Origin of the sequence: Limimaricola cinnabarinus (genome assembly GCF_002723615.1) — a bacterium.
In the GTDB taxonomy this organism is placed as follows: Bacteria; Pseudomonadota; Alphaproteobacteria; order Rhodobacterales; family Rhodobacteraceae; genus Limimaricola; species Limimaricola cinnabarinus_B.
The window spans coordinates 128,158-151,803 of sequence record NZ_KZ304952.1 but is presented as its reverse complement, the minus strand read 5'-3'; the positions used below and the strand labels follow the sequence as shown (position 1 = coordinate 151,803).

Below are 23,646 nucleotides of genomic sequence, written 5' to 3'. Positions count from 1 at the left end.
ACACGCATGACACCCCCATTCTCCGACCTTGCGGGGCTGCGCGCCCTTCTGCACGAACTTCCCGCGCCCGATGCCGCCGCTTTCGCGGCAGCGCAGGCCCGCAATGCCCAGCTGACCAAGCCCGCCGGTGCGCTGGGGCGGCTCGAGGAGCTGGCGATCTGGTATGCCGGCTGGCGCGGCACGCCGCGGCCGTGGCTGGAGCGGCCGCAGGTGGCGATCTTTGCCGGAAACCACGGCGTGGTGGCGCGCGGCGTCTCGGCCTTTCCGGCCGAGGTGACGGCGCAGATGGTCAGCAATTTCGAGGCGGGTGGCGCGGCGGTGAACCAGCTCGCCGAGGCCTTCGGCGCGACGATGACCGTGCATTCCATCGCGCTCGACCGGCCGACGCGGGATTTCGTCGAAGGCCCGGCCATGACCGAGGCCGAGCTGATCGAGGCCATGGCCATCGGCTGGATGGCGGTCGACCCGGCCTCGGACCTGCTGGTGGCCGGGGAGATGGGGATCGGCAACACCTGCTCGGCCTCGGCCATCGCGCTGGCGCTCGAAGGCGGGCAGGCGCAGGACTGGACCGGGCGCGGCACCGGGGTCGATGCCGCGGGGCTGGCGCGCAAATCCGAGACCGTGGCACAGGGCGCGGCCCGGCTCGGGCCGGACCCCGACCCGATCGAGGTGCTGCGCCAGCTCGGCGGGCGCGAGATCGCGGCGATGGCCGGGGCGATCCTCGCGGCGCGCCATCACCGCATCCCGGTGCTGCTCGACGGCTTCATCTGCTGCGCGGCGGCGCTGGTGCTGCACCGCGCGGCCCCCGGCGCGCTCGATCATGCCGTGGCCGGGCACCAGGGCATCGAAAGCGGCCATGCGCGGTTGTTGCAGGCGCTCGGCAAGGCGCCCTTGCTGGCGCTCGACCTGCGGCTCGGCGAAGGCTCCGGCGGGGCGCTGGCGATCGGCGTGCTCAAGGGCGCCCTGGCCTGCCATTCGGGCATGGCCAGCTTCGCGGAGGCAGGCGTCAGCGACGGCTGAGCGCTAGCTGCGGTCCTTGCTGCGGTAGCCGACGGGCTCCTCGGCCGCCTCGACCTCCTGCGCGTCGCCCTGCGGGTGCAGCCGCTCGAGGATCGAGGTTTCGAGATCCTTGTTCAGGCTGCGCGCGCGGGCCACGTATTCGGGGTTCTGCGAGACCGGCACGCCGGGCTTCCACAGCTGCGCCAGCTCGCGCACCCCGGCGCGGTCCTGCTGGTAATAGGCCATCTCCAGCTCGGAGGCCTCGAAGCGCGACAGGCCGATATGTTCGAGCACGTAGCGCCCCGCGCGCAGGCTCGAATCGAACAGCTCGCGCACGATGTCGTTCGCCCCGGCCTGGTAGAGCTGGTAGACATGCTCGCGGTCATAGGCGCGGGCCACGATATGCAGCTCGGGATGCATGGCGCGCGCATGATGCACCAGCTTGAGCGCGGCCTGCCGGTCGTCGAGCGCCACGACCAGCACCTTGGCGCGCTCCAGCCCCGCGGCGTGCAGGATGTCGGGGCGGGTCGGATCGCCGAAGAAACCGCCGAAGCCGAAGCGGCGCATCGTGTCGATCATCTCCATGTCATGATCGAGCACCACCGTCTCGAAGCCCGCCCCCTGCACCAGGCGGCTGACGACCTGCCCGAAACGCCCGATCCCGGCGATGATGACCGGCGCCTCGCGGTCGATCTCGTCGGGGTCGGGGTCGGGGGCCTTGTCGGCGCGGGCCGAGAGCTGCTCGTAGAGGATGAAGAGCAGCGGCGTCACCAGCATCGACAGGGCGATCACCAGCCGGATGACCCCGGCGGTCTCGGTCGTCAGCACGCCCTGCTGCAAGGAGAAGGAGGACAGCACGAAGCCGAACTCGCCCGCCTGCGCCAGCGCCAGCGTGAACAGCCAGCGGTCGCGCGTGTGCATGCGGGCCAGCCGGGCCAGCAGGTAGAGGACGCTGCCCTTGAGGACGATCACGCTCAGCGTCAGCGCGGCGATCTGCAGCGGGTTGCCCAAGAGCACGCCGAAATCGATGCCCGCCCCGACGGTGATGAAGAACAAGCCCAGCAACAGCCCCTTGAAGGGTTCGAGATCGCTTTCCAGCTCGTGCCGGAACTCGGAGTTGGCCAGCACCACGCCGGCAAGGAAGGTGCCCAGCGCGGGCGACAGCCCCACCAGCTCCATCAGCACCGCGATCGAGACGACCATGAGGAGCCCGAGCGCGGTGTAGAGCTCGCGCAGCCGCGCGTGGTGGATGTAGCGAAACACCGGCCGGGTCAGGTAGATCCCCGCCAGCACCACCACCGCGACGGCGCCCAGCGTGACCAGCGTCACCGCCCAGCCGGGCAGGTTCTCGATCAGCGTGCGTGCCGCCTCGACCTCCTTGACGCCCGGCGCGTCCGGGTTGGCCGGGGCGGCATGCGCCCCGCCGCCATCGCCATGGCCGCCGCCCACCGCCAGAAGCGGCAGCAGCGCCAGCATCGGGATGACGGCGATGTCCTGCGTCAGCAGCACCGAAAAGACCGAGCGTCCGCCCTGCGTCCGCATCAGGCCCTTTTCCGACAGGGTCTGCAGCACGATGGCGGTCGAGGAGAGGGCGAAGATCAGCCCGGTCGCCAGCGCGACATTGGCATCGAGGCCGAGCAGGCTGCCCGCCCCGAACAGCGCTGCAGTGGTCAGCACCACCTGCATGCCGCCAAGGCCGATCAGCCTTTGGCGCATGTTCCACAAGGCGCGCGGTTCCAGCTCCAGCCCGATCAGGAACAGCATCATCACCACGCCGAATTCCGCGAAATGCTGCAGATCCTCGGTCTCGGCGCCGACGAGGCCGGTGGCGGGGCCTATGATGATCCCGGCGGCGAGGTAGCCCAGCACCGAGCCGAGCCCGAGGCGGGCGGCGAGCGGCACGGCGATGACCGCCGCGCCGAGATAGATCGTGGCCTGAAGAAGAAATCCCTGCATGGGATCATGCTATCACCTGTCGTCGCGCCAATGGCAACGCAAGGCAGCGGCTCCGTCCGCCCGGGGACGGAGCGTCAGTCGGGGATCTTCAGGACCTGCGTGCGCCCGCGCTTGACGTAGTTGAGCACGTCGTCGCCGATCGCCGAGACCCGGCCGCCATCCAGCGTATCGCCGATGCCGACGCGCAGGTAGCGGCCATTGCCGAGACGGACCAGCGCGCGCCGCGCGCCGGGCTTGCCGTAGACGCCGATGAGGTTGATGTCGTGCAGGTCGATGGCATTCTCCTGCGTCGCGGCGCGGGCGACACCGCCCGGCACCGGCCCGTCGGGGGCGACCGTGGCGTTCGAGGCGGGCTGCGCCGCGCGGCCGCTCGCGGCGGCGGCGGGGGTGCTGCGGGCGCGGCTTTGCGCCACGACCCGGTCGAAATTGCGCGGCCGCGTATCGGGGCGGCGCGCGGTGGCCACCGCCTGCGGCGTGGCATTGGCCAAGGGATCGGGCGCATCGGCCATCAGCGAGGCGAGCGCGTCGGAGACAGAGGCGCGGGCAGGCGGCGCCTCGGGGGCTTCGCCCACGGCCTGCGCCAGCGCCTCGGCCTGGGCGCGGGCCGCATCGTCGAGCTGGCCCTGCGGATCGGGCACGAGGCCCTCGGGCCGCGCCGGCGGGCGCGGGCCCTCGAAGGCCGCGAGCTCCGGCAGATCCGCCTCGGGCGCGGCGTCCGCCGGGCGTCCGGCGGGCCGCAGCCCGTCAAGCGAAACGCCGCCGGGCGAAATCTGCACGGCGGCTTCCTGCGGTTCTTCTGAGGTTTCGGCGGTGTCGGCCGCCTCCGGCTCCGGCGGATCGGTGCCGGGGCGGGTGGGCGGCACCACCGGCAGCGAACCGAGCCGAAGGTCGAGCCCGTCGGGCTCGGGCCGGGCGGGCAACTCGGGGATCACGATGGTGATCTCCTCGCCGGTCTCGGCCTCCGTTTCCGTTTCGGCCTCAGCTTCGGCGGCGGGCGGCGCTTCGGTGCCCGGCCGGCTGGGCGGTATCACCGTGGGCGGCCCGGCATAGACCGTCAGCCCCTGCGGCGTCACCGTGCCTTCGGCCGTCGCGGCGATGAAGCCGCGCTCGTCGCGTTCGAAGACGCGGCCCGGCCCGGGCGGATCGGGCTGCAACGGCAGGCCGCCATCGGGGACGGCCACCGCGAGCCGCGGGCCGGGCGCCGCTTCCCGCATCGGCACCGGGGCGACGCTTGCCGAAACGGGCGTGCCGACGGGCTCGGCCCGCGGGGTCAGCGGCAGCCGCGGCGCGCGCAGCCAGACGCCGGTGGCGGCATAGATGCGCTCGGCCTCGGCCGGGCTGACGGCGGCGCCGGCGGCGGGCGCGGGCGGCGGGAAATCGGTGTAGTCGGGAAGCGGCGCGGCGGCGGCGAGCTGCATTTCGGCTTCGGCTTCGGCTTCCGCTTCGGCCCCGACCTGCGCCTCATCGACCGGCAGGGAGGCTGCGGGAGAAGCGTCGCGCACCAGCCCCGCCTGCGGCTCCTGCTCCGACGCGCCCAGCCACAGACCCGCCAGCACGGCAAGCAGCACCAGCGCGACAGCCGCCCCGATCCAGCCCAAGCGGCCGGTCCGGCGCGCGCTTTCCGCGCCCCGCGCCCCGAAGACGGTCATGCGCTCGCGCTCGCTTGCCCGATCGAGGCGCGGCGTGGTCGTGCGCGACTTTGGCGTGGCGGGCGCGGGGGGAGCGGCAGGCACGGCCCCCGCCGGGGCGCTCAGCGCGGCGCCGGCGGCCAGCGCCGCGGCTTCGGCGTCCTGCGGCTCTGCCTCATCGGGCGCGTCGGCCTGCGCCGGTGGCACGGCGGGCATGACGGCCGGCGGCGCACCCGGCCGCGGCATCGCGGGGGGCATGATCTGGCGCGCGGTCTGCACGGCGTCGGCTTCGGCCTCAAGGCCGGGCTCGGCCTCCGAGCTGTCCGCGCCCTGCGGCGGCAGCGGCGGGTGGAGCGGGGGCGGCGCCGGGCGCGCGCCGGTCTGCGAGGCGGGCCGCGGCCTCGCCTCGTCGTTCTCCGCGGGCTGCGGCAGGTCGGGCATGACCGGCGCGCCGGCCTGCGGCAGCGGGTCGGCCCGCTCCGGCTCCGCCGGCGTGTCGAGCAGATCCTCGTCCGCGTCGCCCATCGGATCGGTTTCGGTCACCCGAGGCGTCGCCTCTGCCGCCGGGTCCTGTGGCGTCTCTGCCATGGCGGGCGAGGGATCGGCAGGCGAGGCGGGTGCATCGGGGGCCGGCACGGCGCTGTCATCCCCGGCGTCCGGCGCGTCCGCCGCATCCGGGGCGGCGGGGGGCATGGTCGCCTCCGGCGTCGGATCGGAGATTGGGGCCGGATCAGGGACGGGGGCCGGATCGAATGGGGGGGTCGTCTCGGGAACCGGGGTTGCCTCGGGGGGCGTTTCCTCCACCGGCGCAGGATCAGGCGTCTCGTCCTGCCGCTCCTGCACGGGCGTATCATCGGGCGCGACCGGGGCATCGAGGCCGGGCACCGCGCCGAACCATGGCTCACCGGGAAACCCGTCCGGCGCCGGGGTGGCCGCGAAGGCCACGGGGCCGAGCGCGTGTTCGCGCGCGAAGCCCTCCGCCTCGTCCAGCGTCTCGCGCGCCACCGCCGCAACATGGGTGCGCCCGTCGCGCGCGAGGTGGTCGATCACCAGCTCCTCGACCGCGTAGGGGGTCGTCCCCTCGAGCGCGGCGGCAACCTGCGCGTCGTCGAGCGTGCCCTCGAGCGCGAGGTAGCGGATCTGGTCGTCGGGGATGAGCAGCTTGGTGCGCATCCCCTCGGGCGCGAGCGACAGCGCCCTCTCGCGCAGCCGCGCCAGCTCGCCCGCGAGATCGGGGCTGTCGAGCGGCACCTCGCCCACGCGGCTCCAACCGTCGGGAGCGCGGTGCAGAAGTTTCAGACCCTCGAACGAGAGCGACAGGGCGAAATTCGGTTTCATGCGGCAGGCCTTAGCATCACTGACCGGGTCCGGGAACAGACCCGCCAGTCGGGCCGCATCTTGCAGGCAGCTTTCCGCGCGCGCAACCCGCCCCCCTCAGGTTGTGATCGCGCCCCCTTGCGTCAGCTTCCCGCCGGGCGTTCGATGCGCGCGACCAAAGGAGGATTCCATGACATTCGCCCGCCTTGCCGCCCTTGCCCTCGTGGCCGGCCTCGCCGCCCCCGTCGCCCCCGCCATGGCCCAGACGGCGCAATCGACCCTCGCGCCTGCGCGCAGCATCACCGTGGCGGGCGAGGGGCATGTGCGCGCCGCGCCCGAAATGGCGCGCATCCGCCTCGGCGTGAGCGAGACCGCCGACACGGCGCGCGCCGCGCTCGACGCGATGAACGCCGCCATGGCCCGCGTGCTCGACCAGCTGAACCAAGCCGGCATCGCGCCCGAGGATGTGCAGACCGGCCAGCTCAACCTCGACCGCGACTACGCGCGCGCCCGCGACGGGCAATCCGAGCCCGAGGGCTTCGTCGCGAGCACGCTGGTGGAGCTTCGGGTGCAGGACATCGATTCGCTCGGACAGGTGCTCGACGCCGCCGTGGGCGAGGGGGCGAACCGGCTTCAGGGGATCGAGTTCATGCTGACCGATCAGGCGGCGGCCCGCAACGAGGCGCGCCGCGCCGCGGTGGCCGACGCGCAGGCTCGCGCCGCGCTCTATGCCGAAAGCGCGGGCGTCACGCTGGGCGAGGTGCTGTCGATCTCGGAGAGCAACATCTCCTCGGGGCCGCGGCCGATGATGGACATGCGCATGGCCGCCGCCGAAGGCGTGCCGATCGCGCAGGGCGAGGTGGAGGTCTCGGCCGGGGTGACGCTCGTCTTCGCGATCGACTGAGCCGCTCAGCTCCGGTCCGGCAGGTCGGCCATGGCGAAATCCGCCGGCCCGCCGCCATCGGGCTTGGGGATCACGCTGAAGGAGCCGTCGCTCTCCAGCACCACGGCGGCGATCTCCTCGGGCGCCGCGCTGCCATTGTTGCGGATCACCGAGAGAAGCTCCTCATGGGTGACCCGCTCGCGGTGCAGCGCGTCGTAGAGGATCTCGCCCTTGTGCATCACCAGCCGCGGCTCCGAGCGCACCAGCCGCGCCACGCGGTCCGAGGCGACGGAGCTTTTCGCCACGAGATATTGCAGGCCGATCAGCAGGGCGAAGGCGGTCAGCCCCTCGGCCAGCGCCACGCTTTCCGACAGAAGGATCGTCGCCAGCGTCGAGCCGAGCGCCACGGTGACGACGAGATCGAAGGCGTTGAGCTTGGCCAGCGTCCGCTTGCCCGAGATGCGCAGAAAGGCGAGGAGCCCCACATAGGCCAGCGCACCGACGATGATGGTGCGGATGATCCCGCTCCAGCTTTGAAACAGCATCTCCTCGATCATCGCGCTCTCCTGCCTTGCGGTGTCACCTCATCCAGAACCCATGGGCGCGCAGAATGGTTCGGATCTCCTTTTCGGTGGCGGGCAGCGCCGCGCGGTCGAACAGGGCGCGCGCCTTGGCACCCCGCCCCTGATAGACCATGCGCCTGATCGGCTCGTGCCGTTTCAGCAGCTTCTTGAGCCGATTCGGCGCGGCGACGCGTTCGAGAGATTCGACCACCCGGTCCGCTTCGCGCGCATAGAGCAGGGGAAAGGTGCGGTAGTGGCAGGTAAGCGCGCCGTCGAGCCCGTCGAGCGCCGGGCCGGGGCGGCCGCCGCCGAGCGCATGGATGACCAGCGGCAGCGCCACCTGGTCGAGCCAGGGATCGAAGGGCTGCAACGCCACCTCGCGCGGCGGGTCGTCGCGGATCGCCACGGCGTATTCGGCGAAGAGCGCGCCGAAGGCGCGGGCATCGGGCCCGCAGAACCAGCCCGCGTTGAAATAGAGATAGCGCTTCCAGAACTCGTCGGGCCATGACAGGTCGAGCGAGCTTTCGAAATCGAGCCCGAACCGGTCGTAGAGCGATTTCCAGCTGGCGGTGTAGCCGGGCCAGTAAACCTCCTCCACGGGCCATGTCCCCTCGCGCCGCATCGAGGCGGCGGGCGGCAGGGCGCCGATCGGCAGATCGCCGATCTCGCCGAGAATCAGCGTGTCGCTGTCGAGAAAGAGAAAGGGGGAGGCGGGCAGGGCGGAAAGCGCCTCGATCTTGTTGCCATGCGGGTAGGCGCTGCCGAAATGGCGGCTCTCGAAGGGCAGGATCTCGGCCCCCAGCTCCCCGAGCATGGCACGGCCCTCCGCGCTCATGCGTGGATCCTCCGGCCAGAGCGGGCCGGGCTGCGGCTCGGCCACGAGGAGGCGGTTCGAAAACCCCGGTGCGTGGGCGCGCAACGAGGCGGCCAGAAGCAGCGCCTCGGCCTCGATCCGGCCCGACTGGCCGATGATGACGATGTCGAACGATGCCATGCGCCCCCCCTTGCGGGACGACCCTAGGAAGGGGGGCGGGCCCGGTCAAACCGGCATCTTGCGCAAGGAAGGGGGGGAGTGGTGGGCGACCCTGGAATCGAACCAGGCGTGGGTCTCCCCGGCGGAGTTACAGTCCGCTGCCGCACCTTGCAGCTCGTCGCCCGCAGCCGGGCCTCGACCCGGTGCGAGAGCGGGAATAGGCGCTGCGCCGCGGGGCGTCAACCTCAAAATCGGGCTTCCCCGACGGCGGCGTGACGGCGTCGTGACGGCAGCGTGACGGGGCGGAGGCCGGGCCGCCATGGCTGGACTTCGCGGGCGCGAACGCGCAATCAGGCGGGGCCTGAGCCAAGCGGAGAGCGCCATGAAGAAGCCGAAATGGGTGATCGAGAAGGAACAGTCCAAGCGCGCCTCGGCCGCCGAGACGGTCTGGCTCTTCGGCCTGCACGCGGTGCGCGACGCGCTCCAGAACCCGCGCCGCGAACGGCTGCGCCTCGTCGTGACGCTCAACGCGCAGGCCAAGCTTGCCGATGCCATCGCAGAGAGCGGCATGGAGCCCGAGATCTCGGACCCGCGCAAGTTCGCCGCCCCGATCGACCGGGATTCGGTGCATCAGGGCGCGGCGCTCGAAGTGAAGCCGCTCGATTGGGGCGCGCTCGACGATGTCGCCCTGGCCGGCGAGGGCGAGGGGCCGCCGCGGCTTTTGCTGCTCGACCGGGTGACCGATCCGCACAATGTCGGCGCGATCCTGCGCTCGGCCGAGGTCTTCGGCGCGCGCGCGGTGATCGGGGTGCAGCGCCATTCGGCGCCCGAAACCGGGGCGCTGGCCAAGACCGCCTCGGGCGCGCTGGAGCGCCAGCCCTACCTGCGGGTGCGCAACCTCGCCGACACGATGGGGCGGCTCAAGGAGATGGGCTATCTCGTGCTGGGGCTTGCCGGCGAGGCGGAGGTTTCGATCGAGGAGGCCATCGAGGGCAGGCGCGACCGCCCGGTGGCGCTCGTGCTGGGGGCCGAGGGGCCGGGGCTGCGCGAGCGCACCCGCGAGACCTGCGACGCGCTGGTGCGCATCGACGCGGCGGGGGGCTTCGGCTCGCTCAACGTCTCGAATGCCGCGGCCGTGGCGCTTTATGCCGCCCGCGCGCCGCGCATGTCCTGATCCGCGCGGGCTTCACGAACGCGCGAAAGGGTCTGTCTATGGAACCATTCCGAGTTTAGCGTGTTTCATGGAAGCGCGTATCTGGAACATATGCGTTTCATTTCACTGTCCCTCGTTCCACACCTTGAAGCCCGGGCACCGCCCGGGCTTTTTTATGTCGACCGCGCCGCCTTTTCGGCAATGCCGGAGCGGCCCTCGCGCCGGGCCAACTCGGCCTCGATGTCATCGAGGCTCACATCGCGCGCGGCGCACATCACCAAGAGGTGGTAGAGCGCGTCGGCGGCCTCGGAGGTGAGCCTCTCGCGGTCGCCCTTCACAGCCTCGATCACCGCCTCGATCGCCTCTTCGCCGAACTTCTCGGCGCATTTCTCGGGGCCCTTGGCGAGCAGCTTCGCGGTCCAGCTCGTCTCGGGATCGGCGTCCCGGCGCGACAGGATCGTCTCGGACAACGCTTTCAGGCTCATGCCATCCTCATCGGAATGCCGGCAGCCTGCATATGCGCCTTGGCCTCGGCGATGCTGTGGGTGCCGAAATGGAAGATCGAAGCCGCGAGCACCGCGCTCGCGCCGCCCTCGGTGACCCCTTCGACAAGGTGGTCGAGCGTGCCGACGCCGCCGCTCGCGATCACGGGGATGTCGACCGCGTCCGAAATGGCGCGGGTGAGCGGCAGGTTGAAGCCCTGGCGCGTGCCGTCGCGGTCCATCGAAGTGAGCAGGATCTCCCCCGCGCCGCGCGCCTCCATGTCGCGCGCGAACTCCACCGCGTCGATGCCGGTCGGCTTGCGGCCGCCATGGGTGAAGATCTCCCAGCGCCCCGGCTCCACGGTCTTCGCGTCGATCGCCACGACGATGCACTGCGCACCGAAGCGCTGCGCCGCCTCGGTGACGACCGTGCGATCGGCCACGGCGGCCGAGTTGAAGCTCACCTTGTCGGCCCCGGCGAGCAGGAGCGCGCGCACGTCGTGATGGCTGCGCACCCCGCCGCCCACGGTCAGCGGGATGTAGCAGCTCTCCGCGGTGCGGCGGACGAGGTCGAACATCGTGCCGCGATTCTCGTGCGTGGCATGGATGTCGAGGAAACACAGCTCGTCGGCACCGGCCGCGTCATAGGCGCGGGCGGCGTCCACGGGGTCGCCCGCGTCGCGCAGGTCGACGAAGTTGACGCCCTTCACCACGCGGCCATCGGCCACGTCGAGACAGGGGATGATGCGGGTCTTGAGCATGAGCGGCCTCCGGGCTGTCGCCGCCCTTCTAGCGCCCATGGCGCGGCGGGGCCAGTGCCGGAACGGAAACCCCGCACGCCTCGTTGGGGCGGCAGCACAACGGGAGCATTTCACATGAAACGCATGATTCTCGCGGGCCTCGCGGCCACCAGCCTCGCCGCGCCCGCCATGGCCGACATCGAAACCATGCAGGCCACCGGCACCGTCGCCGAGGCGATGGACCGGCTCGAAGCCGCCGTCACCGAGGCGGGCGCCACCGTCTTCGCGCGCGTCGATCATGGGGGCGGGGCCGAACAGGCGGGCATGACGCTGGCCGACAGCGAGCTTCTGATCTTCGGCAACCCGCAGCTCGGCACGCCGGTGATGCAGGAAGACCCGCTCGCCGGGCTCTATTTGCCGCTCAAGATCCTCGCCTATGATGACGGCTCGGGGCAGGTCCACATCGCTTATGAGGAGGTCGAGGAAACCTTCGACGATCTGGACGTCGATGACGATCTCGACGCCATCGAGAAGATGGAAAACGCGCTCGAGAAATTCGCCAGGGCCGCGGCGGGGGAGTGATCCCGCGCCGGGGCGCGCGTGACCAACGGCGCGCCATGCGTATTTGAAGAAAGATGAACCAGGGGTGCCGCGCGAGGGATCGGGCGGCGCCCCTAGGCGTCAGCCCTTGAGCAGGGCCAGCGCCTCGGCGAGATCGATCGCGCCGTCATACAGCGCGCGGCCCGAGATCGCGCCCGCGATCACGCCGGTCGATTTCAGCGCCTTGAGATCGTCGAGGGACGAGACGCCGCCGGAGGCGATCACCGGGATCGAAACCGCGCGGGCGAGATCCTCGGTCGCGGCCACGTTCGGCCCCGCCATCGCGCCGTCGCGGGCGATGTCGGTGTAGATGATCGCGGCCACCCCGGCATCCTCGAAGCTCTTCGCCAGATCGGTGACCATCACGTCGGTCTCCTCGGCCCAGCCGCGCGTCGCCACGCGGCCTTCGCGCGCATCGAGGCCCACGGCGACCTTGCCCGGAAACTCCTTGGCCGCCTCGCGCACGAGGTCGGGGTTCTCCACCGCCACCGTGCCGAGGATCACCCGGGCGAGGCCCTTCTCGATCCATGTCTCGATCGTCTTCATGTCGCGAATGCCGCCGCCGAGCTGCGCCGGCACGCCGGGGCAGGCGGCAAGGATCGCCTCGACCGCCGCGCCGTTCACCGGCTCGCCCGCGAAGGCGCCGTTGAGATCGACGAGGTGCAGCCATTCGGTGCCGGCCTCGACGAAGGCGCGCGCCTGCGCGGCCGGATCGTCGTTGAACACCGTGGCCTTGTCCATCTCGCCGCGCAGCAGGCGCACGGCCTGGCCGTCCTTGAGGTCGATGGCGGGGTAGAGGATCATGGCGCGGTCTCCGAAGGCAGCTGATGCGTCCGCGCTGTGGCATGCGGGGCGCGCGGATGCAACGCCACGTCAGCCTTGCCAGGCGGGGTGACCTTCGCGTCAGCTTCGCCTCGTGATTGAGGAGGAGACGATCATGAAGAGACTGGCATGGGCCGCATTGGCGCTCGTGGCCCTCGCGGGGACGGCCTCGGCCGAGCCGCTCATCGGCACCTGGCGCACCGCGCCGGACGACAACGGCAACAGCGGCCTCGTGCAGGTCGCGCCCTGCGGCGCGCAGCTCTGCGGCCAGCTGGTCAAGGCCTATGGCCCCGGCGGCGCGGAGATCGCCTCGCCCAATCTGGGGCGCAACATCATCTCCGAGACCGTGGCCAGGGGCGGCGGCGAATATCGCGGCAAGGTCTTTGCCCCCGATACCGGCAAGACCTACAATTCCAAGCTGATGCTGAGCGGAAACCGGCTCTCGGTCTCGGGTTGCGTGCTGGGCTTCTGCCGCGAAGGCGGCGTCTGGCAGAAGCAGCAGTAACCCGGAACAGCACGGGGGGCCTGCCGGTTTTGCCCGCGCAACCGCACAAGGGAAGGACACCGCATGCCCCTCGTCACCACCAAGGACCAGACCCAGCTCTATGTGAAGGACTGGGGAGAAGGCCGCCCCGTCGTGCTGATCCACGGCTGGCCGCTCAACTCCGACAGCTGGGAATATCAGGCGGTGCGCCTCGCCGAGAGCGGCCACCGCGTCGTCGCCTATGACCGGCGCGGCTTCGGCCGTTCGGGCCAGCCCTTTCAGGGCTACGACTACGACACCATGGCCGACGATCTCGACACGGTGATGCGCGAGCTGGATCTCAAGGACGCGGCCATTGTCGGCTTCTCGATGGGCGGCGGCGAGGTCGCGCGCTACATGTCGCGCCATGAGGGGCGCAACGTGCGCGCCGCCGGGCTGATCGCCTCGGTCGCGCCGGGCATGCTGAAATCCGACAAGAACCCCGACGGCGTCACCGCCGACGTGTTCGAAGGCATGAAGGACGGGCTGCGCAAGGACCGGCCCGAATTCCTGCGCGAGTTCTTCAAGGGCTTCTACGGCAACAAGGTCAGCGAGGGCGTGCTGCACTGGTCGTTGATGATGGCGATGCAGGCCAGCCCTAAGGCCACGCTCGATTGCGTCGACGCTTTCGGCAAGACCGATTTCACCGATGACATGAACGCCTTCGGTGTGCCGGCGCTGGTGGTGCATGGCGCCAAGGACGAGACCGTGCCCGCCGACCCTTCGGGCCGCCGCGCGGCAAGGCTGATCGGGCAGAAGGCGACGCTCAAGGAATATGACGACGCGCCGCACGGGCTCACCGCGACCCATGCCGACCGCTTTTACGAGGATCTCGCCGCCTTCCTGAAGTGAGCGCTTCGCGTGAAACGAAAGGCCCGCGTCCTGCGCGGGCCTTTTGCGATCAGGGCGTCCAGTTCAGGAAATTGGCGATGAGCCGGAGCCCCGCCGCCTGGCTCTTTTCGGGGTGGAACTGCGCGCCGACGACATTGCCGCGCCCGACCACCGCCGTCACCGCCCCGCCGTAATCGACATGCGCGAGCAGCGTGTCGGCCTCGCTGGGCCGGAACTGCCAGCTATGGACGAAATAGGCGTGGTCGCCGGTCGAGATCCCCTCCAGCACCGGGTGCGGGCGGTCGATGACCAGATCGTTCCAGCCCATGTGCGGGACCTTGAGCGCGGCATCGGCGGGATCGATCCTGACGATCTCGCCGGGAATCCAGCCCAAGCCCTCGGTGCGCTCGTATTCATGTCCCACCTCGGCCAGAAGCTGCATGCCGACGCAGATGCCGAGAAAGGGCCGCCCCTTCACCTCGACCGCCTCGACCAGCGCCTCGTGAAGGCCGGGCTGGGCCGAGAGCGCGCCCCGGCAATGCGGAAAGGCCCCGTCGCCGGGCAGCACGATCCGGTCGGCGCGGGCCACGTCCTCGGGGCGCGAGGTGACGATCACCTCGCCCGCATCCCCCTCGCGCGCCATGCGCTCGAAGGCCTTCTGCGCCGAGTGCAGGTTGCCGCTTTCGTAGTCGATCAGCGCGGTGAGGCTCATAGCGCCCCCTTGGTCGAGGGGATCGCGTCGGCGCGGCGCGGATCGGGCTCCACCGCCTCGCGCAGCGCGCGGGCGACGGCCTTGAAGGCGGCCTCGGCAACGTGATGCGCATTGTGGCCGTGGAGGCGGTCGATATGCAGCGTGATGCCGCCATGGGTGGCCAGCGCCTGGAAGAACTCCTGTACCAGATCCGTGTCGAAGCTGCCGATCTTGCCCGCCCGAAAGCCGAGGTTGCAGATCAGGAAGGGCCGGGCCGAGAGATCGAGCGCGCAGCGCACCTGCGCGTCGTCCATCGCGAGATGACACGCGCCGTAGCGGCGGATGCCGGTCTTGTCGCCCAGCGCCTGTTTCAGCGCTTGGCCCAGCGCGATGCCGGTATCCTCGACCGTGTGGTGATCGTCGACATGCAGATCGCCCTTGGCGCGCACCGTCATGTCGATCAGCGCATGGCGCGACAGCTGGTCGAGCATGTGGTCGAAGAAGCCGACGCCGGTCTGGTTGTCGTAAGCGCCGGTGCCGTCGAGGTCGATCTCGACCTCGATCGCGGTTTCGGCGGTGGTGCGGGTGATCTTGGCGGTCCGCATGTCATCCCTCAGCTGGTTGCGACGCACCTATAGGCGGCGACGTCGCCGGGGCCAAGGGCCGCTTCATCGATGTGAGGGAAGGCCGAAACTGGAGCGGGTGATGAGATTCGAACTCACGACCCTTACCTTGGCAAGGTAATGCTCTACCCCTGAGCTACACCCGCTTCCGTTTCGTGTGGCGGATTTAGCCAAGCGGGCGGGGGGGTGCAAGGGGGCAAAACGAAAAATTCGCGCGACCTCGCGGAAGCCGGAAGGACTCCTCCGAAAACGAAAAGCCGCGCTTGCGGCGCGGCTGTAGGCTGATCCTTGGGGGAGGCGAAACTGGAGCGGGTGATGAGATTCGAACTCACGACCCTTACCTTGGCAAGGTAATGCTCTACCCCTGAGCTACACCCGCTTCCGTTTCGTGGGGCGGATGTAGCCAAGCGGGCCGGGGGGTGCAAGCGGAAAAACGGTCGCCTCGTGCGAAATTTCGTGGCGAAGCGGGGGAGGCGGGGGAAGCCCGCGCGAGGCGGCCCATGGCCCCCGATCAGCCCGCCGGTTCGATGAGATCCCAGCGGTTGCCCCACGGGTCCCGGAACACCGCCACGACGCCGTAGGGTTCGTGACGCGGCGCCTCCTCGAAGACGACGCCGCCTGCCTTCATGCGCGCGGCGTCGCGGGCGAAATCGTCGGTTTCGAGAAACAGCCAGACCCGCCCGCCGCCCTGCGCCCCGATCGCCGCATATTGCGCCGGGCCGTCCGCACGGGCGAGGACAAGGCCGGTGCCGCCCGATGGCGGCACCACCCGAACCCAGCGCTTGCCCTCCATCGCCACGTCCTCGGCGAGGTCGAAGCCCATCGGCCCGGTGAAGAAGGCAATCGCCTCGTCGTAGTCCGGCACGACGAGGCTGACCGCGCCGAGTCGCGTCATTCGATCTCGACCAGCAGGTCCTTGGCGTCGATCTGCGCGCCCGGGGTCACATGCACCGCCTTGATCGTGCCCTCGTGCTCGGCATGCAGCCCGGTCTCCATCTTCATCGCCTCGATGGTCAGCAGCATGTCGCCCTGCTTGACCTTCATGCCGACCTGCGCCGCCACGGTCGAGACCACGCCCGGCATCGGCGCGCCGACATGGCCCGCATTGCCCGGCTCGGCCTTGGGGCGCTTGGCGGACTTGGCCGCGACCTTGCGGTTCGGCACGCGGATCGTGCGCGGCTGGCCGTTGAGTTCGAAGAACACCCGGACCTCGCCCTCGTCGGTGGTCTCGCCCACCGCCTGCAGCCGGATCTCCAGCGTCTTGCCCGGGTCGATCTCGGCCGAGATCTCCTCGCCCTGCTCCATGCCGTAAAAGAAGGTCCGCGTCGGCAGGGTGCGGACGGGGCCGTATTGCTGGTGCCGCTTGGCGTAGTCGGTGAAGACCTTGGGATACATCAGATAGGCGTTGAGATCCTCGTCGTCGATCGTGGTCTCGCCGGTGGCCTTGATCGCCTCGGCGCGCGCCGCCTCGAAATCGACGGGCTTGAGATGCTTGCCCGGACGATCCTTGAGCGGCTTTTCGCCCTTGAGGATCTTGGCCTGCAGCGCGCCGGGCCAGCCGCCCGGCGGCTGGCCGAGATTGCCCTTCATCATGTCGATCACGCTGTCGGGAAAGGAGACGTCGTGGTTCGGATCCTCCACCTGCGCGCGGCTGAGCCCCTGGCTCACCATCATCAGCGCCATGTCGCCCACCACCTTCGAGGATGGCGTGACCTTCACGATGTCGCCGAACATCATGTTCACCTCGGCATAGGTCTTGGCGACCTCGTGCCAGCGCTCCTCGAGCCCGAGGCTGCGCGCCTGCGCCTTGAGGTTGGTGAACTGCCCGCCGGGCATCTCGTGCAGATAGACCTCGGAGGCCGGGGCTTGCAGCCCGCTCTCGAAGGCGGCGTAATGCGCGCGGACCTGCTCGAAATAGTTCGAGATCTCGCGGATCGCCTCGATGTCGAGCCCGGTGTCGCGCTCGGTCTGGCTCAGCGCCTCGACGATCGAGCCCAGCGTCGGCTGCGAGGTGTTGCCCGAGAAGCTGTCCATCGCCGCGTCGATCGCGTCGACCCCGGCGGCCGAGGCCGCCAGAACGGTCGAGATCGCGGCGCCAGAGGTGTCATGCGTGTGGAAGTGGATTGGCAGGCCGACCTCTTCCTTCAGCGCGGTGAAGAGCTGCGTCGCCGCCGGGGCCTTCAGCAGACCCGCCATGTCCTTGACGCCCAGCACATGGGCGCCGGCCTTCTCCAGATCCTTGGCCATGGCGACGTAGTATTTCAGGTCGTACTTGTCGCGCGCCGGGTCGAGCATGTTGCCGGTGTAGCAGATCGTGCCCTCGCAGACCTTCTCCGCCTCGATCACCGCATCCATCGCGACGCGCATGTTCTCGGTCCAGTTCAGGCTGTCGAAGACGCGGAACACGTCCACGCCCGAGGCCGCGGCCTGCTTGACGAAGCCCTGCACCACATTGTCGGGATAGTTGGTGTAGCCCACCCCGTTCGAGGCCCGAAGCAGCATCTGCGTCATGACGTTGGGCATGGCGGCGCGGATGTCGCGCAGCCGCTGCCAGGGGCATTCCTGCAAGAAGCGGTAGGCCACGTCGAAGGTGGCGCCGCCCCAGCATTCGACCGAGAACAGGCCGGGCAGGTTGGCGGCATAGCTCGGCGCCACGCGCACCATGTCGATCGAGCGCATCCGCGTGGCCAAGAGCGACTGGTGACCGTCGCGCATCGTGGTGTCGGTGATGAGAAGCTGCTTTTGCGCCTTCATCCAGTCGGCGACGGCCTGTGGGCCCTGCTCGTCGAGGATCTGGCGCGTGCCGGGGGTGACTTCCGTCCCGCGCGGGGCGGGGGCGCGGGGCGGCTTGGCGTCGCGGGCGGGGCGCACGCGGCCCTCGGTCTCGGGATGGCCGTTGACGGTGATGTCGGCCACATAGGTCAAAAGCCGCGTCGCCCGGTCGCGGCGCGTGTCGAAATCGAACAGCTCGGGCGTCGTGTCGATGAACTTGGTGGTGTACTGGTTCGACAGGAAGGTCGGGTGCTTCAGCAGGTTGATCACGAAGTCGATATTCGTGGAGACGCCGCGAATGCGGAACTCGCGCAGCGCCCGGTCCATGCGCGCGATCGCCATCTCGGGCGTCTGGGCGCGCGCGGTGACCTTGGTCAGCAGCGAATCGTAAAAGCGGGTGATCACCGCGCCGGAATAGGCGGTGCCGCCATCGAGCCGGATGCCCGGGCCGGTGGCCGAGCGGTAGGTCTGGATCCGGCCGTAATCGGGGATGAAGCTGTTATGCGGGTCTTCGGTCGTCACCCGGCATTGCAGCGCATGGCCGTCGAGCTGCACGTCGTACTGGCTGGCGCAGCCCGTGGCCTCGACGATCGACTTGCCCTCGGCGATCAGGATCTGCGCGCGCACGATGTCGATGCCGGTGACCTCCTCGGTCACCGTGTGCTCGACCTGCACGCGGGGGTTCACCTCGATGAAGTAGAATTCGCCCGAATCCATGTCCATCAGGAACTCGACCGTGCCGGCGCATTCGTAGTTCACGTGCTGGCAGATCTGGCGGCCAAGGTTGCAGATGCGCTCGCGCTGGGTTTCGGAGAGATAGGGGGCGGGGGCGCGTTCGACGACCTTCTGGTTGCGGCGCTGGACCGAGCAGTCGCGCTCCCACAGGTGGTAGATCTGGCCATGGGAGTCGCCGAGGATCTGCACCTCGACATGGCGCGCGCGGGTGATCATCTTTTCGAGGTAGCCCTCGCCATTGCCGAAGGCGGCCTCGGCCTCGCGCCGGCCCTCGCGGACCTTCTCCTCGAGCTCGCTCTCATCAAGGATGGGGCGCATGCCGCGCCCGCCGCCGCCCCAGCTCGCCTTCAGCATCAGCGGATAGCCGACCTCGGCCGCCTCGCGGCGGATCGTCTCCATGTCGTCGCCCAGCACCTCGGTCGCGGGGATCACCGGCACGCCCGCCTCGATCGCCACGCGGCGCGCGCTGGCCTTGTCGCCCAGCTCGCGCATGGTCTGCGCCCTGGGGCCGATGAAGGTGATCCCGGCCTCGGTGCAGGCATCGACGAAATCGGGGTTTTCCGACAGCAGGCCATAGCCCGGATGGATCGCGTCGGCGCCCGACATCCTGGCAACCCGGATGATCTCCTCGATCGAGAGATAGGCCTGCACCGGCCCGAGACCCTCGCCGATCCGGTAGGCCTCGTCCGCCTTGAAGCGGTGCAGGCCGAGCTTGTCCTCCTCGGCATAGACCGCGACTGTCTTCTTGCCCATCTCGTTGGCAGCCCGCATCACGCGGATCGCGATCTCGCCGCGGTTGGCGATCAGGATCTTCTCGAATTCGGCCATGTTCACCCCTTCCGTATGGTCAGGCGCAGTCTAGGAGTTTCTGCGGTGCAGTATAGCCCCGAGATGCTGTGGACATGATCGCCCTTGCCGCTACTGATAGCGCTAACGGAAGGTCAGGCCGCGTCGTCTTCCGGGGCGGAGGCCCCGTCGCGATGCGCCGCGAGCAGCGTGGCGTTCGGTGCGGCGGCGGGGTCTTCCTCTCCCGCGAGAGCCACCTGATTGCGGCCCCGGCCCTTGGCGTCGTAAAGCGCGTCGTCGGCGGCCTTCATCAGCTGTTGCGGCATGGTGCCGTCCTCGGGGTAGACGGCAAGGCCGATCGAGACGGTGATGCGCGGCAGGTTCTTCTCGCCATAGCGCACGGTGATCCGCTCGACCGCGCTGCGCAGCGCCTCGGCGCGCAGCGCCGCCGCTTGCAGGCTCAGGTCGGGCAGCAGCAGCATGAACTCCTCGCCGCCCATGCGGCAGGCCGTCTCGTCGCCGTCGCAGAGCTGTTCGAGCACCGATCCCACCGCGCGCAGCACCATGTCGCCCGCATCATGCCCATGCGTGTCGTTGAACCGCTTGAAGTGATCCACGTCGATCGAGAGGATCGACAGCGGCCGGTCCTCGCGGCTGGCGCGGTCGAGCTGGCGGCGCAGCGTCTCGGTCAGGTGGCGGCGGTTGTAGAGCCCGGTCAGCGGGTCGCGGATCGAGCGGTCGTGCAGCTGGTCGCGCATCTGCACGTTGGCGATGGCGAGGCTGATCTGCTCGGCGCACATCTGGGCCAGCTTCTGGCTGGCGCGGAAATCCTCCAGCGTCACGCCGGCCTTGGCCTTGAGGTGCAGGAGGCCCACCGTCTCGCCATGCGCCAGCACCGGAAAGCAGAAGGAGGGGCGCTCGTCCTGGGTTTCGGAATGGCCGCAGGGAAAATCGACCTCGGCGCTGCCGAAGGTATAGGTCCGGCCCCGGCGCAGGCCCCAGCAATCCTCGGCCCGGATGTGGTCGCAATGATGCCCGCCATTCCAGCTGGCCGAGCCCATCAGCACGTCGCGCGAGTTGGAGTAGACATAGACGCTGCCTTCGCTGTCGGGAAGGATGTGGCTCATGAAGCGGCCGACCATCTCGAACAGCTCTCCCAGCGAGCGGGAGGATTGCAGCCATTCGTTCAGCTCGCCCAGAAGCCGCACGTCGCGCGCCAGCCGCATCTGGTCTTCCATCAGCTCGCGCTCCTTCACCGCGCGCTGGCGGATCACGCGCAGCTGCGCGCGGCCCGAACGGCGGATCACCACGCTCGTCATCACCAGCAGGATCAGCGAGATGCTCGACAGGCCGAGGAAGATGTTGCGCAGCCGGGCGGTGAAGGTGTGCCCCATGGCGGTCAGGTCGGTATAGAACTCGATCGCGCCGATGAAACGGCCATCGCGCATCACCGGGGTGTAGATCTCGGCCACGCAGAGCATGTCGCCCGGCAGGTGGTGATCGACCGCGGCATGAAGATGACCGTCGACTTCGTCCATCGGCTTCATTTCGGCCTTGTAGTATTTCTCGCCCATGGCGACGACCGACTGGAAATAGGGCTTGTTGTTCACCGTGCCGATATCGGAGGGGCGCGAGGACCAGAACACTTCCCCATCGGCGGTGAACAGCTTGAAGCGATAGATGTCGGACAGCGTGGTGACCTCATCGAGCCATGCGGTGTCCTGCGGGCTGAGCTGGCCCGTCTCGAAGGTGAGACTGCCATTCTCGAGCGCGTGCAGCACCCGCATGCGCCAGCTTTCGGCTTCGCGGCTGATATCCTCGCGCATCATGCGGTTCACGAGCGGCGTCGGCAGATAGACCACCGACAGCCAAGCCACGGTGGTGGCCAGCCCGAGGAAGAGCATGAGCAGCATGTTGAGTCTGGGGCGTCTAAACTTGCGGGTCTCGGTCATGGCGTCCGTCCTGTATGTGCCGCGCCAGAGTGCCACTTTGCCGCTTCGGGGCCGTTAACGCCTGGCCGAAAACGCCGGTGACGGCCCGCGGAAAATACCGATCTTCCGGCGCAGTTGCCCGATCTGCGCCGCATTGCGAACATAGGCGGAACGCCGCTTTTCATCGCGGGGCAGGATCGCTAGATTGGCGCCATGAGCAGTTTTTCCGACGACGAGGCCTTCGAGGCCGCCTCACAGCCCCTGTCGCGCCGCGCCATGGCGCAGCCGGGCGGTGCCGCCCCCTATCTCGACGGGCTGAACCCGGCGCAGCGCCTCGCGGTCGAGACGATGGACGGCCCGGTGCTGATGCTGGCCGGCGCCGGGACCGGCAAGACCCGCGCGCTCACCGCGCGGATCGTGCATCTGATGCGCACGGGGCGCGCGCGCCCCAACGAGATCCTCGCCGTGACCTTCACCAACAAGGCCGCGCGCGAGATGAAGGAGCGCATCGGCAGGATGCTCGGCGAGACGGTCGAGGGGCTGCCCTGGCTCGGCACCTTCCACGCGATCTGCGTCAAGCTGCTGCGCCGTCATGCCGAGCTGGTGGGGCTGAAGTCGAACTTCACCATCCTCGACACCGACGACCAGATCCGGCTTCTGAAGCAGCTCGTCGCCGCCGAGAACATCGACGACAAGCGCTGGCCCGCGCGGATGCTCGCGGGCATCATCGACGACTGGAAGAACCGGGCGCTGACGCCCGAGAACGTGCCGACCGCCGACGCCTCGGCCTATGACGGCAAGGGTGTCAAGCTCTACGCCGCCTACCAGCTGCGGCTGAGGGAGCTGAACGCCGTCGATTTCGGCGACCTGCTCTTGCACATGGTTACGATCTTCCAGACCCGTGACGACGTGCTCGACCAGTATCGCCGCTGGTTCCGCTACATCCTCGTGGACGAGTATCAGGACACCAACGCCGCGCAGTATCTGTGGCTGCGGCTCCTGGCGGGCGGGCACAAGAACATCTGCTGCGTCGGCGATGACGACCAGTCGATCTATGGCTGGCGCGGCGCCGAGGTGGGCAACATCCTGCGCTTCGAGAAGGATTTCGAGGGCGCGGAGGTGATCCGGCTGGAGCAGAACTACCGCTCCACCCCGCATATCCTCGGCGCGGCCTCCGGCCTCATCACCGCCAACAAGGGGCGCTTGGGCAAGACGCTCTGGACCGAGGAAGAGGAGGGCGAGAAGCTCCGCCTGATCGGCCATTGGGACGGCGACGAGGAGGCGCGCTGGGTCGGCGAGGAGATCGAGGCGGCGCAGCGCGGCACGCGCGGCATGGCGCCCGTGGGGCTCGATTCCATGGCGATCCTCGTGCGGGCCTCGCACCAGATGCGCGCTTTCGAGGACCGGTTTCTGACCATCGGTCTGCCCTACCGCGTGATCGGCGGCCCGCGCTTCTACGAGCGTTTGGAGATCCGCGACGCGATGGCCTATTTCCGCCTCGCCGTGTCGCTCGACGACGACCTCGCCTTCGAGCGGATCGTCAACACGCCCAAGCGGGGCCTTGGCAACAAGGCGGTGCAGACGATCCAGCGCGCGGCCCGCTCCAATGGCGTCAGCCTCGTCGAGGGCGCGCGCATCGTGGTGCAGTCGAAGCTTCTGGGCGGCAAGGGGCTTCGGGAGCTGACGATCCTCGTCGAGGCGCTCGACCGCTGGCACGGGCAGGTGGTGAACGAGAGCGACACCCATGTCGAGCTGGCCGAGATGATCCTCGACGAGAGCGGCTACACCGGCATGTGGCAGAACGACAAGACGCCCGAGGCGCCGGGGCGGCTCGAGAACCTCAAGGAGCTGGTCAAGGCGCTGGAGAGCTTCGACAGCCTGCAGGGCTTTCTCGAACACGTCGCGCTGATCATGGACAACGAGCAGGCCGAGGAGGGCGAGAAGGTGTCGATCATGACGCTGCACGCCGCCAAGGGCCTCGAATTTCCGATGGTGTTCCTGCCGGGCTGGGAGGACGGGCTTTTTCCGAGCCAACGCTCGATGGACGAAAGCGGGCTGCGCGGCTTGGAGGAGGAGCGCAGGCTCGCCTATGTCGGCATCACCCGCGCCGAAGCCGTCTGCACGATCTCCTTCGCCGCCAACCGCCGGGTCTATGGGCAGTGGCAGAGCCAGCTGCCCTCGCGCTTCATCGACGAGCTGCCCGAGGCGCATGTCGAGGTGCTGACCCCGCCGGGCCTCTATGGCGGCGGTTACGGGGCGGCGGGCATGTCGTCGCAGGCCTCGCCCGCGGTGCAGGAGGCGCAGGGCTCGCGGCTGCACGACAACGCGGCCAAGGCCGATGTCTACAATAGCCCCGGCTGGCGGCGGCTGCAGGCGCGCGGCCAGCAGCGGCAGATGCGCCAGCCCGCCGAGGCCAAGAACATCACCATCGACATGACGGCGGTCTCCTCCTTTACCGCCGGGGACCGGGTGTTCCACCAGAAGTTCGGCTATGGCGAGGTCATGGCCGTCGAGGGCGACAAGCTCGACATCGCCTTCGACAAGGCTGGGCAGAAGAAGGTGGTGGCGCGCTTCGTGGTGGCCTCGGACGCGGCCGACGACGTGCCGTTCTGAGATTGCGGGGGCGGGGGGCGGCCGC

19 protein-coding genes and 3 tRNA genes are annotated in these 23,646 nt (G+C 69.4%); 7 read left to right on the top strand and 15 right to left on the bottom strand.

Translation table 11 applies throughout. The annotated features are described in order from the left end of the window. Positions 1 to 6: 6 nt before the first annotated feature. On the top strand, positions 7 to 1,020 hold the full coding sequence (gene cobT / locus CJ301_RS03925) for a nicotinate-nucleotide--dimethylbenzimidazole phosphoribosyltransferase (protein WP_099274504.1): 1,014 nt from the start codon (positions 7 to 9) through the stop codon (positions 1,018 to 1,020). A gap of 3 nt (positions 1,021 to 1,023) precedes the next feature. Here the strand turns inward: cobT and CJ301_RS03920 are convergent, their stop codons facing one another. Together CJ301_RS03920 and CJ301_RS03915 are read right to left on the bottom strand one after the other, a co-directional pair. After that, entirely contained in the window at positions 1,024 to 2,955 is a 1,932-nt protein-coding gene (locus CJ301_RS03920; protein ID WP_099274502.1) for a monovalent cation:proton antiporter-2 (CPA2) family protein, read from the bottom strand. A 74-nt stretch (positions 2,956 to 3,029) separates the two neighbouring features. Beyond that, positions 3,030 to 5,921: a hypothetical protein gene (locus CJ301_RS03915; protein WP_162620410.1), complete on the bottom strand. Its 2,892-nt coding sequence runs from the start codon at positions 5,919 to 5,921 to the stop codon at positions 3,030 to 3,032. A gap of 169 nt (positions 5,922 to 6,090) precedes the next feature. Here CJ301_RS03915 and CJ301_RS03910 point away from each other — a divergent pair, with 169 nt between their 5' ends. Then, positions 6,091 to 6,804: an SIMPL domain-containing protein gene (locus CJ301_RS03910; RefSeq protein ID WP_162620409.1), complete on the top strand. Its 714-nt coding sequence runs from the start codon at positions 6,091 to 6,093 to the stop codon at positions 6,802 to 6,804. A gap of 5 nt (positions 6,805 to 6,809) precedes the next feature. Here the strand turns inward: CJ301_RS03910 and CJ301_RS03905 are convergent, their stop codons facing one another. From CJ301_RS03905 to CJ301_RS18615, 3 genes are all read right to left on the bottom strand, one after another. Continuing rightward, entirely contained in the window at positions 6,810 to 7,340 is a 531-nt protein-coding gene (locus CJ301_RS03905) for a DUF421 domain-containing protein (RefSeq protein ID WP_099274496.1), read from the bottom strand. 22 nt (positions 7,341 to 7,362) lie between these two features. After that, a complete protein-coding gene (locus CJ301_RS03900; protein ID WP_099274494.1) occupies positions 7,363 to 8,340 on the bottom strand; it encodes a hypothetical protein in 978 nt (325 codons plus the stop codon). Positions 8,341 to 8,419: 79 nt separating this feature from the next. Then, a tRNA-Tyr gene (locus CJ301_RS18615) sits at positions 8,420 to 8,503 on the bottom strand. A 198-nt stretch (positions 8,504 to 8,701) separates the two neighbouring features. On the opposite strand from CJ301_RS18615, the gene rlmB reads away from it, so the two are divergent. Beyond that, the gene (rlmB, locus tag CJ301_RS03895; RefSeq protein WP_099274492.1) at positions 8,702 to 9,493 is read left to right on the top strand and encodes a 23S rRNA (guanosine(2251)-2'-O)-methyltransferase RlmB; all 792 of its coding nucleotides are present in this window, start codon (positions 8,702 to 8,704) and stop codon (positions 9,491 to 9,493) included. Between the two features lie 152 nt (positions 9,494 to 9,645). On the opposite strand, the gene CJ301_RS03890 is transcribed toward rlmB, so the two are convergent. Together CJ301_RS03890 and hisF are read right to left on the bottom strand one after the other, a co-directional pair. After that, on the bottom strand, positions 9,646 to 9,957 hold the full coding sequence (locus tag CJ301_RS03890; RefSeq protein WP_099274490.1) for a phosphoribosyl-ATP diphosphatase: 312 nt from the start codon (positions 9,955 to 9,957) through the stop codon (positions 9,646 to 9,648). Continuing rightward, positions 9,954 to 10,715 (bottom strand): imidazole glycerol phosphate synthase subunit HisF, encoded by a 762-nt coding sequence (gene hisF, locus CJ301_RS03885; protein ID WP_099274488.1) that lies wholly within the window; start codon positions 10,713 to 10,715, stop codon positions 9,954 to 9,956. The genes CJ301_RS03890 and hisF overlap by 4 nt, the downstream gene beginning before the upstream one ends. Before the next feature lie 114 nt (positions 10,716 to 10,829). On the opposite strand from hisF, the gene CJ301_RS03880 reads away from it, so the two are divergent. Next, positions 10,830 to 11,276, top strand: coding sequence for a DUF302 domain-containing protein (locus CJ301_RS03880; protein ID WP_173812319.1), 447 nt, complete (start codon positions 10,830 to 10,832; stop codon positions 11,274 to 11,276). Positions 11,277 to 11,375: 99 nt separating this feature from the next. Here CJ301_RS03880 and hisA read toward each other — a convergent pair whose 3' ends face one another. Beyond that, positions 11,376 to 12,098, bottom strand: a complete 723-nt coding sequence (hisA, locus tag CJ301_RS03875; protein ID WP_099274486.1) for a 1-(5-phosphoribosyl)-5-[(5-phosphoribosylamino)methylideneamino]imidazole-4-carboxamide isomerase — start codon at positions 12,096 to 12,098, stop codon at positions 11,376 to 11,378. 133 nt (positions 12,099 to 12,231) lie between these two features. On the opposite strand from hisA, the gene CJ301_RS03870 reads away from it, so the two are divergent. Then, positions 12,232 to 12,621 (top strand): DUF2147 domain-containing protein, encoded by a 390-nt coding sequence (locus CJ301_RS03870; protein WP_099274484.1) that lies wholly within the window; start codon positions 12,232 to 12,234, stop codon positions 12,619 to 12,621. A gap of 63 nt (positions 12,622 to 12,684) precedes the next feature. Beyond that, positions 12,685 to 13,491 carry an alpha/beta fold hydrolase gene (locus tag CJ301_RS03865; RefSeq protein ID WP_099274482.1) on the top strand — a complete coding sequence of 269 codons (807 nt, stop codon included), beginning with the start codon at positions 12,685 to 12,687 and terminating at the stop codon, positions 13,489 to 13,491. Between the two features lie 49 nt (positions 13,492 to 13,540). On the opposite strand, the gene hisH is transcribed toward CJ301_RS03865, so the two are convergent. The 7 genes from hisH to CJ301_RS03830 all read right to left on the bottom strand — a co-directional run bounded on the left by hisH (position 13,541) and on the right by CJ301_RS03830 (position 21,029). Continuing rightward, entirely contained in the window at positions 13,541 to 14,182 is a 642-nt protein-coding gene (gene hisH / locus CJ301_RS03860) for an imidazole glycerol phosphate synthase subunit HisH (protein WP_099274480.1), read from the bottom strand. Continuing rightward, on the bottom strand, positions 14,179 to 14,766 hold the full coding sequence (gene hisB, locus CJ301_RS03855) for an imidazoleglycerol-phosphate dehydratase HisB (protein WP_099274478.1): 588 nt from the start codon (positions 14,764 to 14,766) through the stop codon (positions 14,179 to 14,181). Before hisB ends, hisH begins: the two co-directional genes overlap by 4 nt. Positions 14,767 to 14,855: 89 nt before the next feature. Beyond that, positions 14,856 to 14,930 (bottom strand) — tRNA-Gly (locus CJ301_RS03850). Positions 14,931 to 15,088: 158 nt separating this feature from the next. Continuing rightward, a tRNA-Gly gene (locus tag CJ301_RS03845) sits at positions 15,089 to 15,163 on the bottom strand. Between the two features lie 132 nt (positions 15,164 to 15,295). Further along, complete coding sequence (locus tag CJ301_RS03840) at positions 15,296 to 15,679, bottom strand: VOC family protein (protein ID WP_099274476.1); 384 nt, start codon at positions 15,677 to 15,679, stop codon at positions 15,296 to 15,298. After that, entirely contained in the window at positions 15,676 to 19,119 is a 3,444-nt protein-coding gene (locus CJ301_RS03835) for a pyruvate carboxylase (protein WP_099274474.1), read from the bottom strand. The genes CJ301_RS03840 and CJ301_RS03835 overlap by 4 nt, the downstream gene beginning before the upstream one ends. A 113-nt stretch (positions 19,120 to 19,232) precedes the next feature. Beyond that, on the bottom strand, positions 19,233 to 21,029 hold the full coding sequence (locus CJ301_RS03830) for a sensor domain-containing diguanylate cyclase (protein ID WP_099274472.1): 1,797 nt from the start codon (positions 21,027 to 21,029) through the stop codon (positions 19,233 to 19,235). A 192-nt stretch (positions 21,030 to 21,221) separates the two neighbouring features. On the opposite strand from CJ301_RS03830, the gene CJ301_RS03825 reads away from it, so the two are divergent. Then, on the top strand, positions 21,222 to 23,621 hold the full coding sequence (locus CJ301_RS03825) for an ATP-dependent helicase (protein ID WP_099274470.1): 2,400 nt from the start codon (positions 21,222 to 21,224) through the stop codon (positions 23,619 to 23,621). The last annotated feature ends 25 nt before the right edge of the window (positions 23,622 to 23,646 follow it).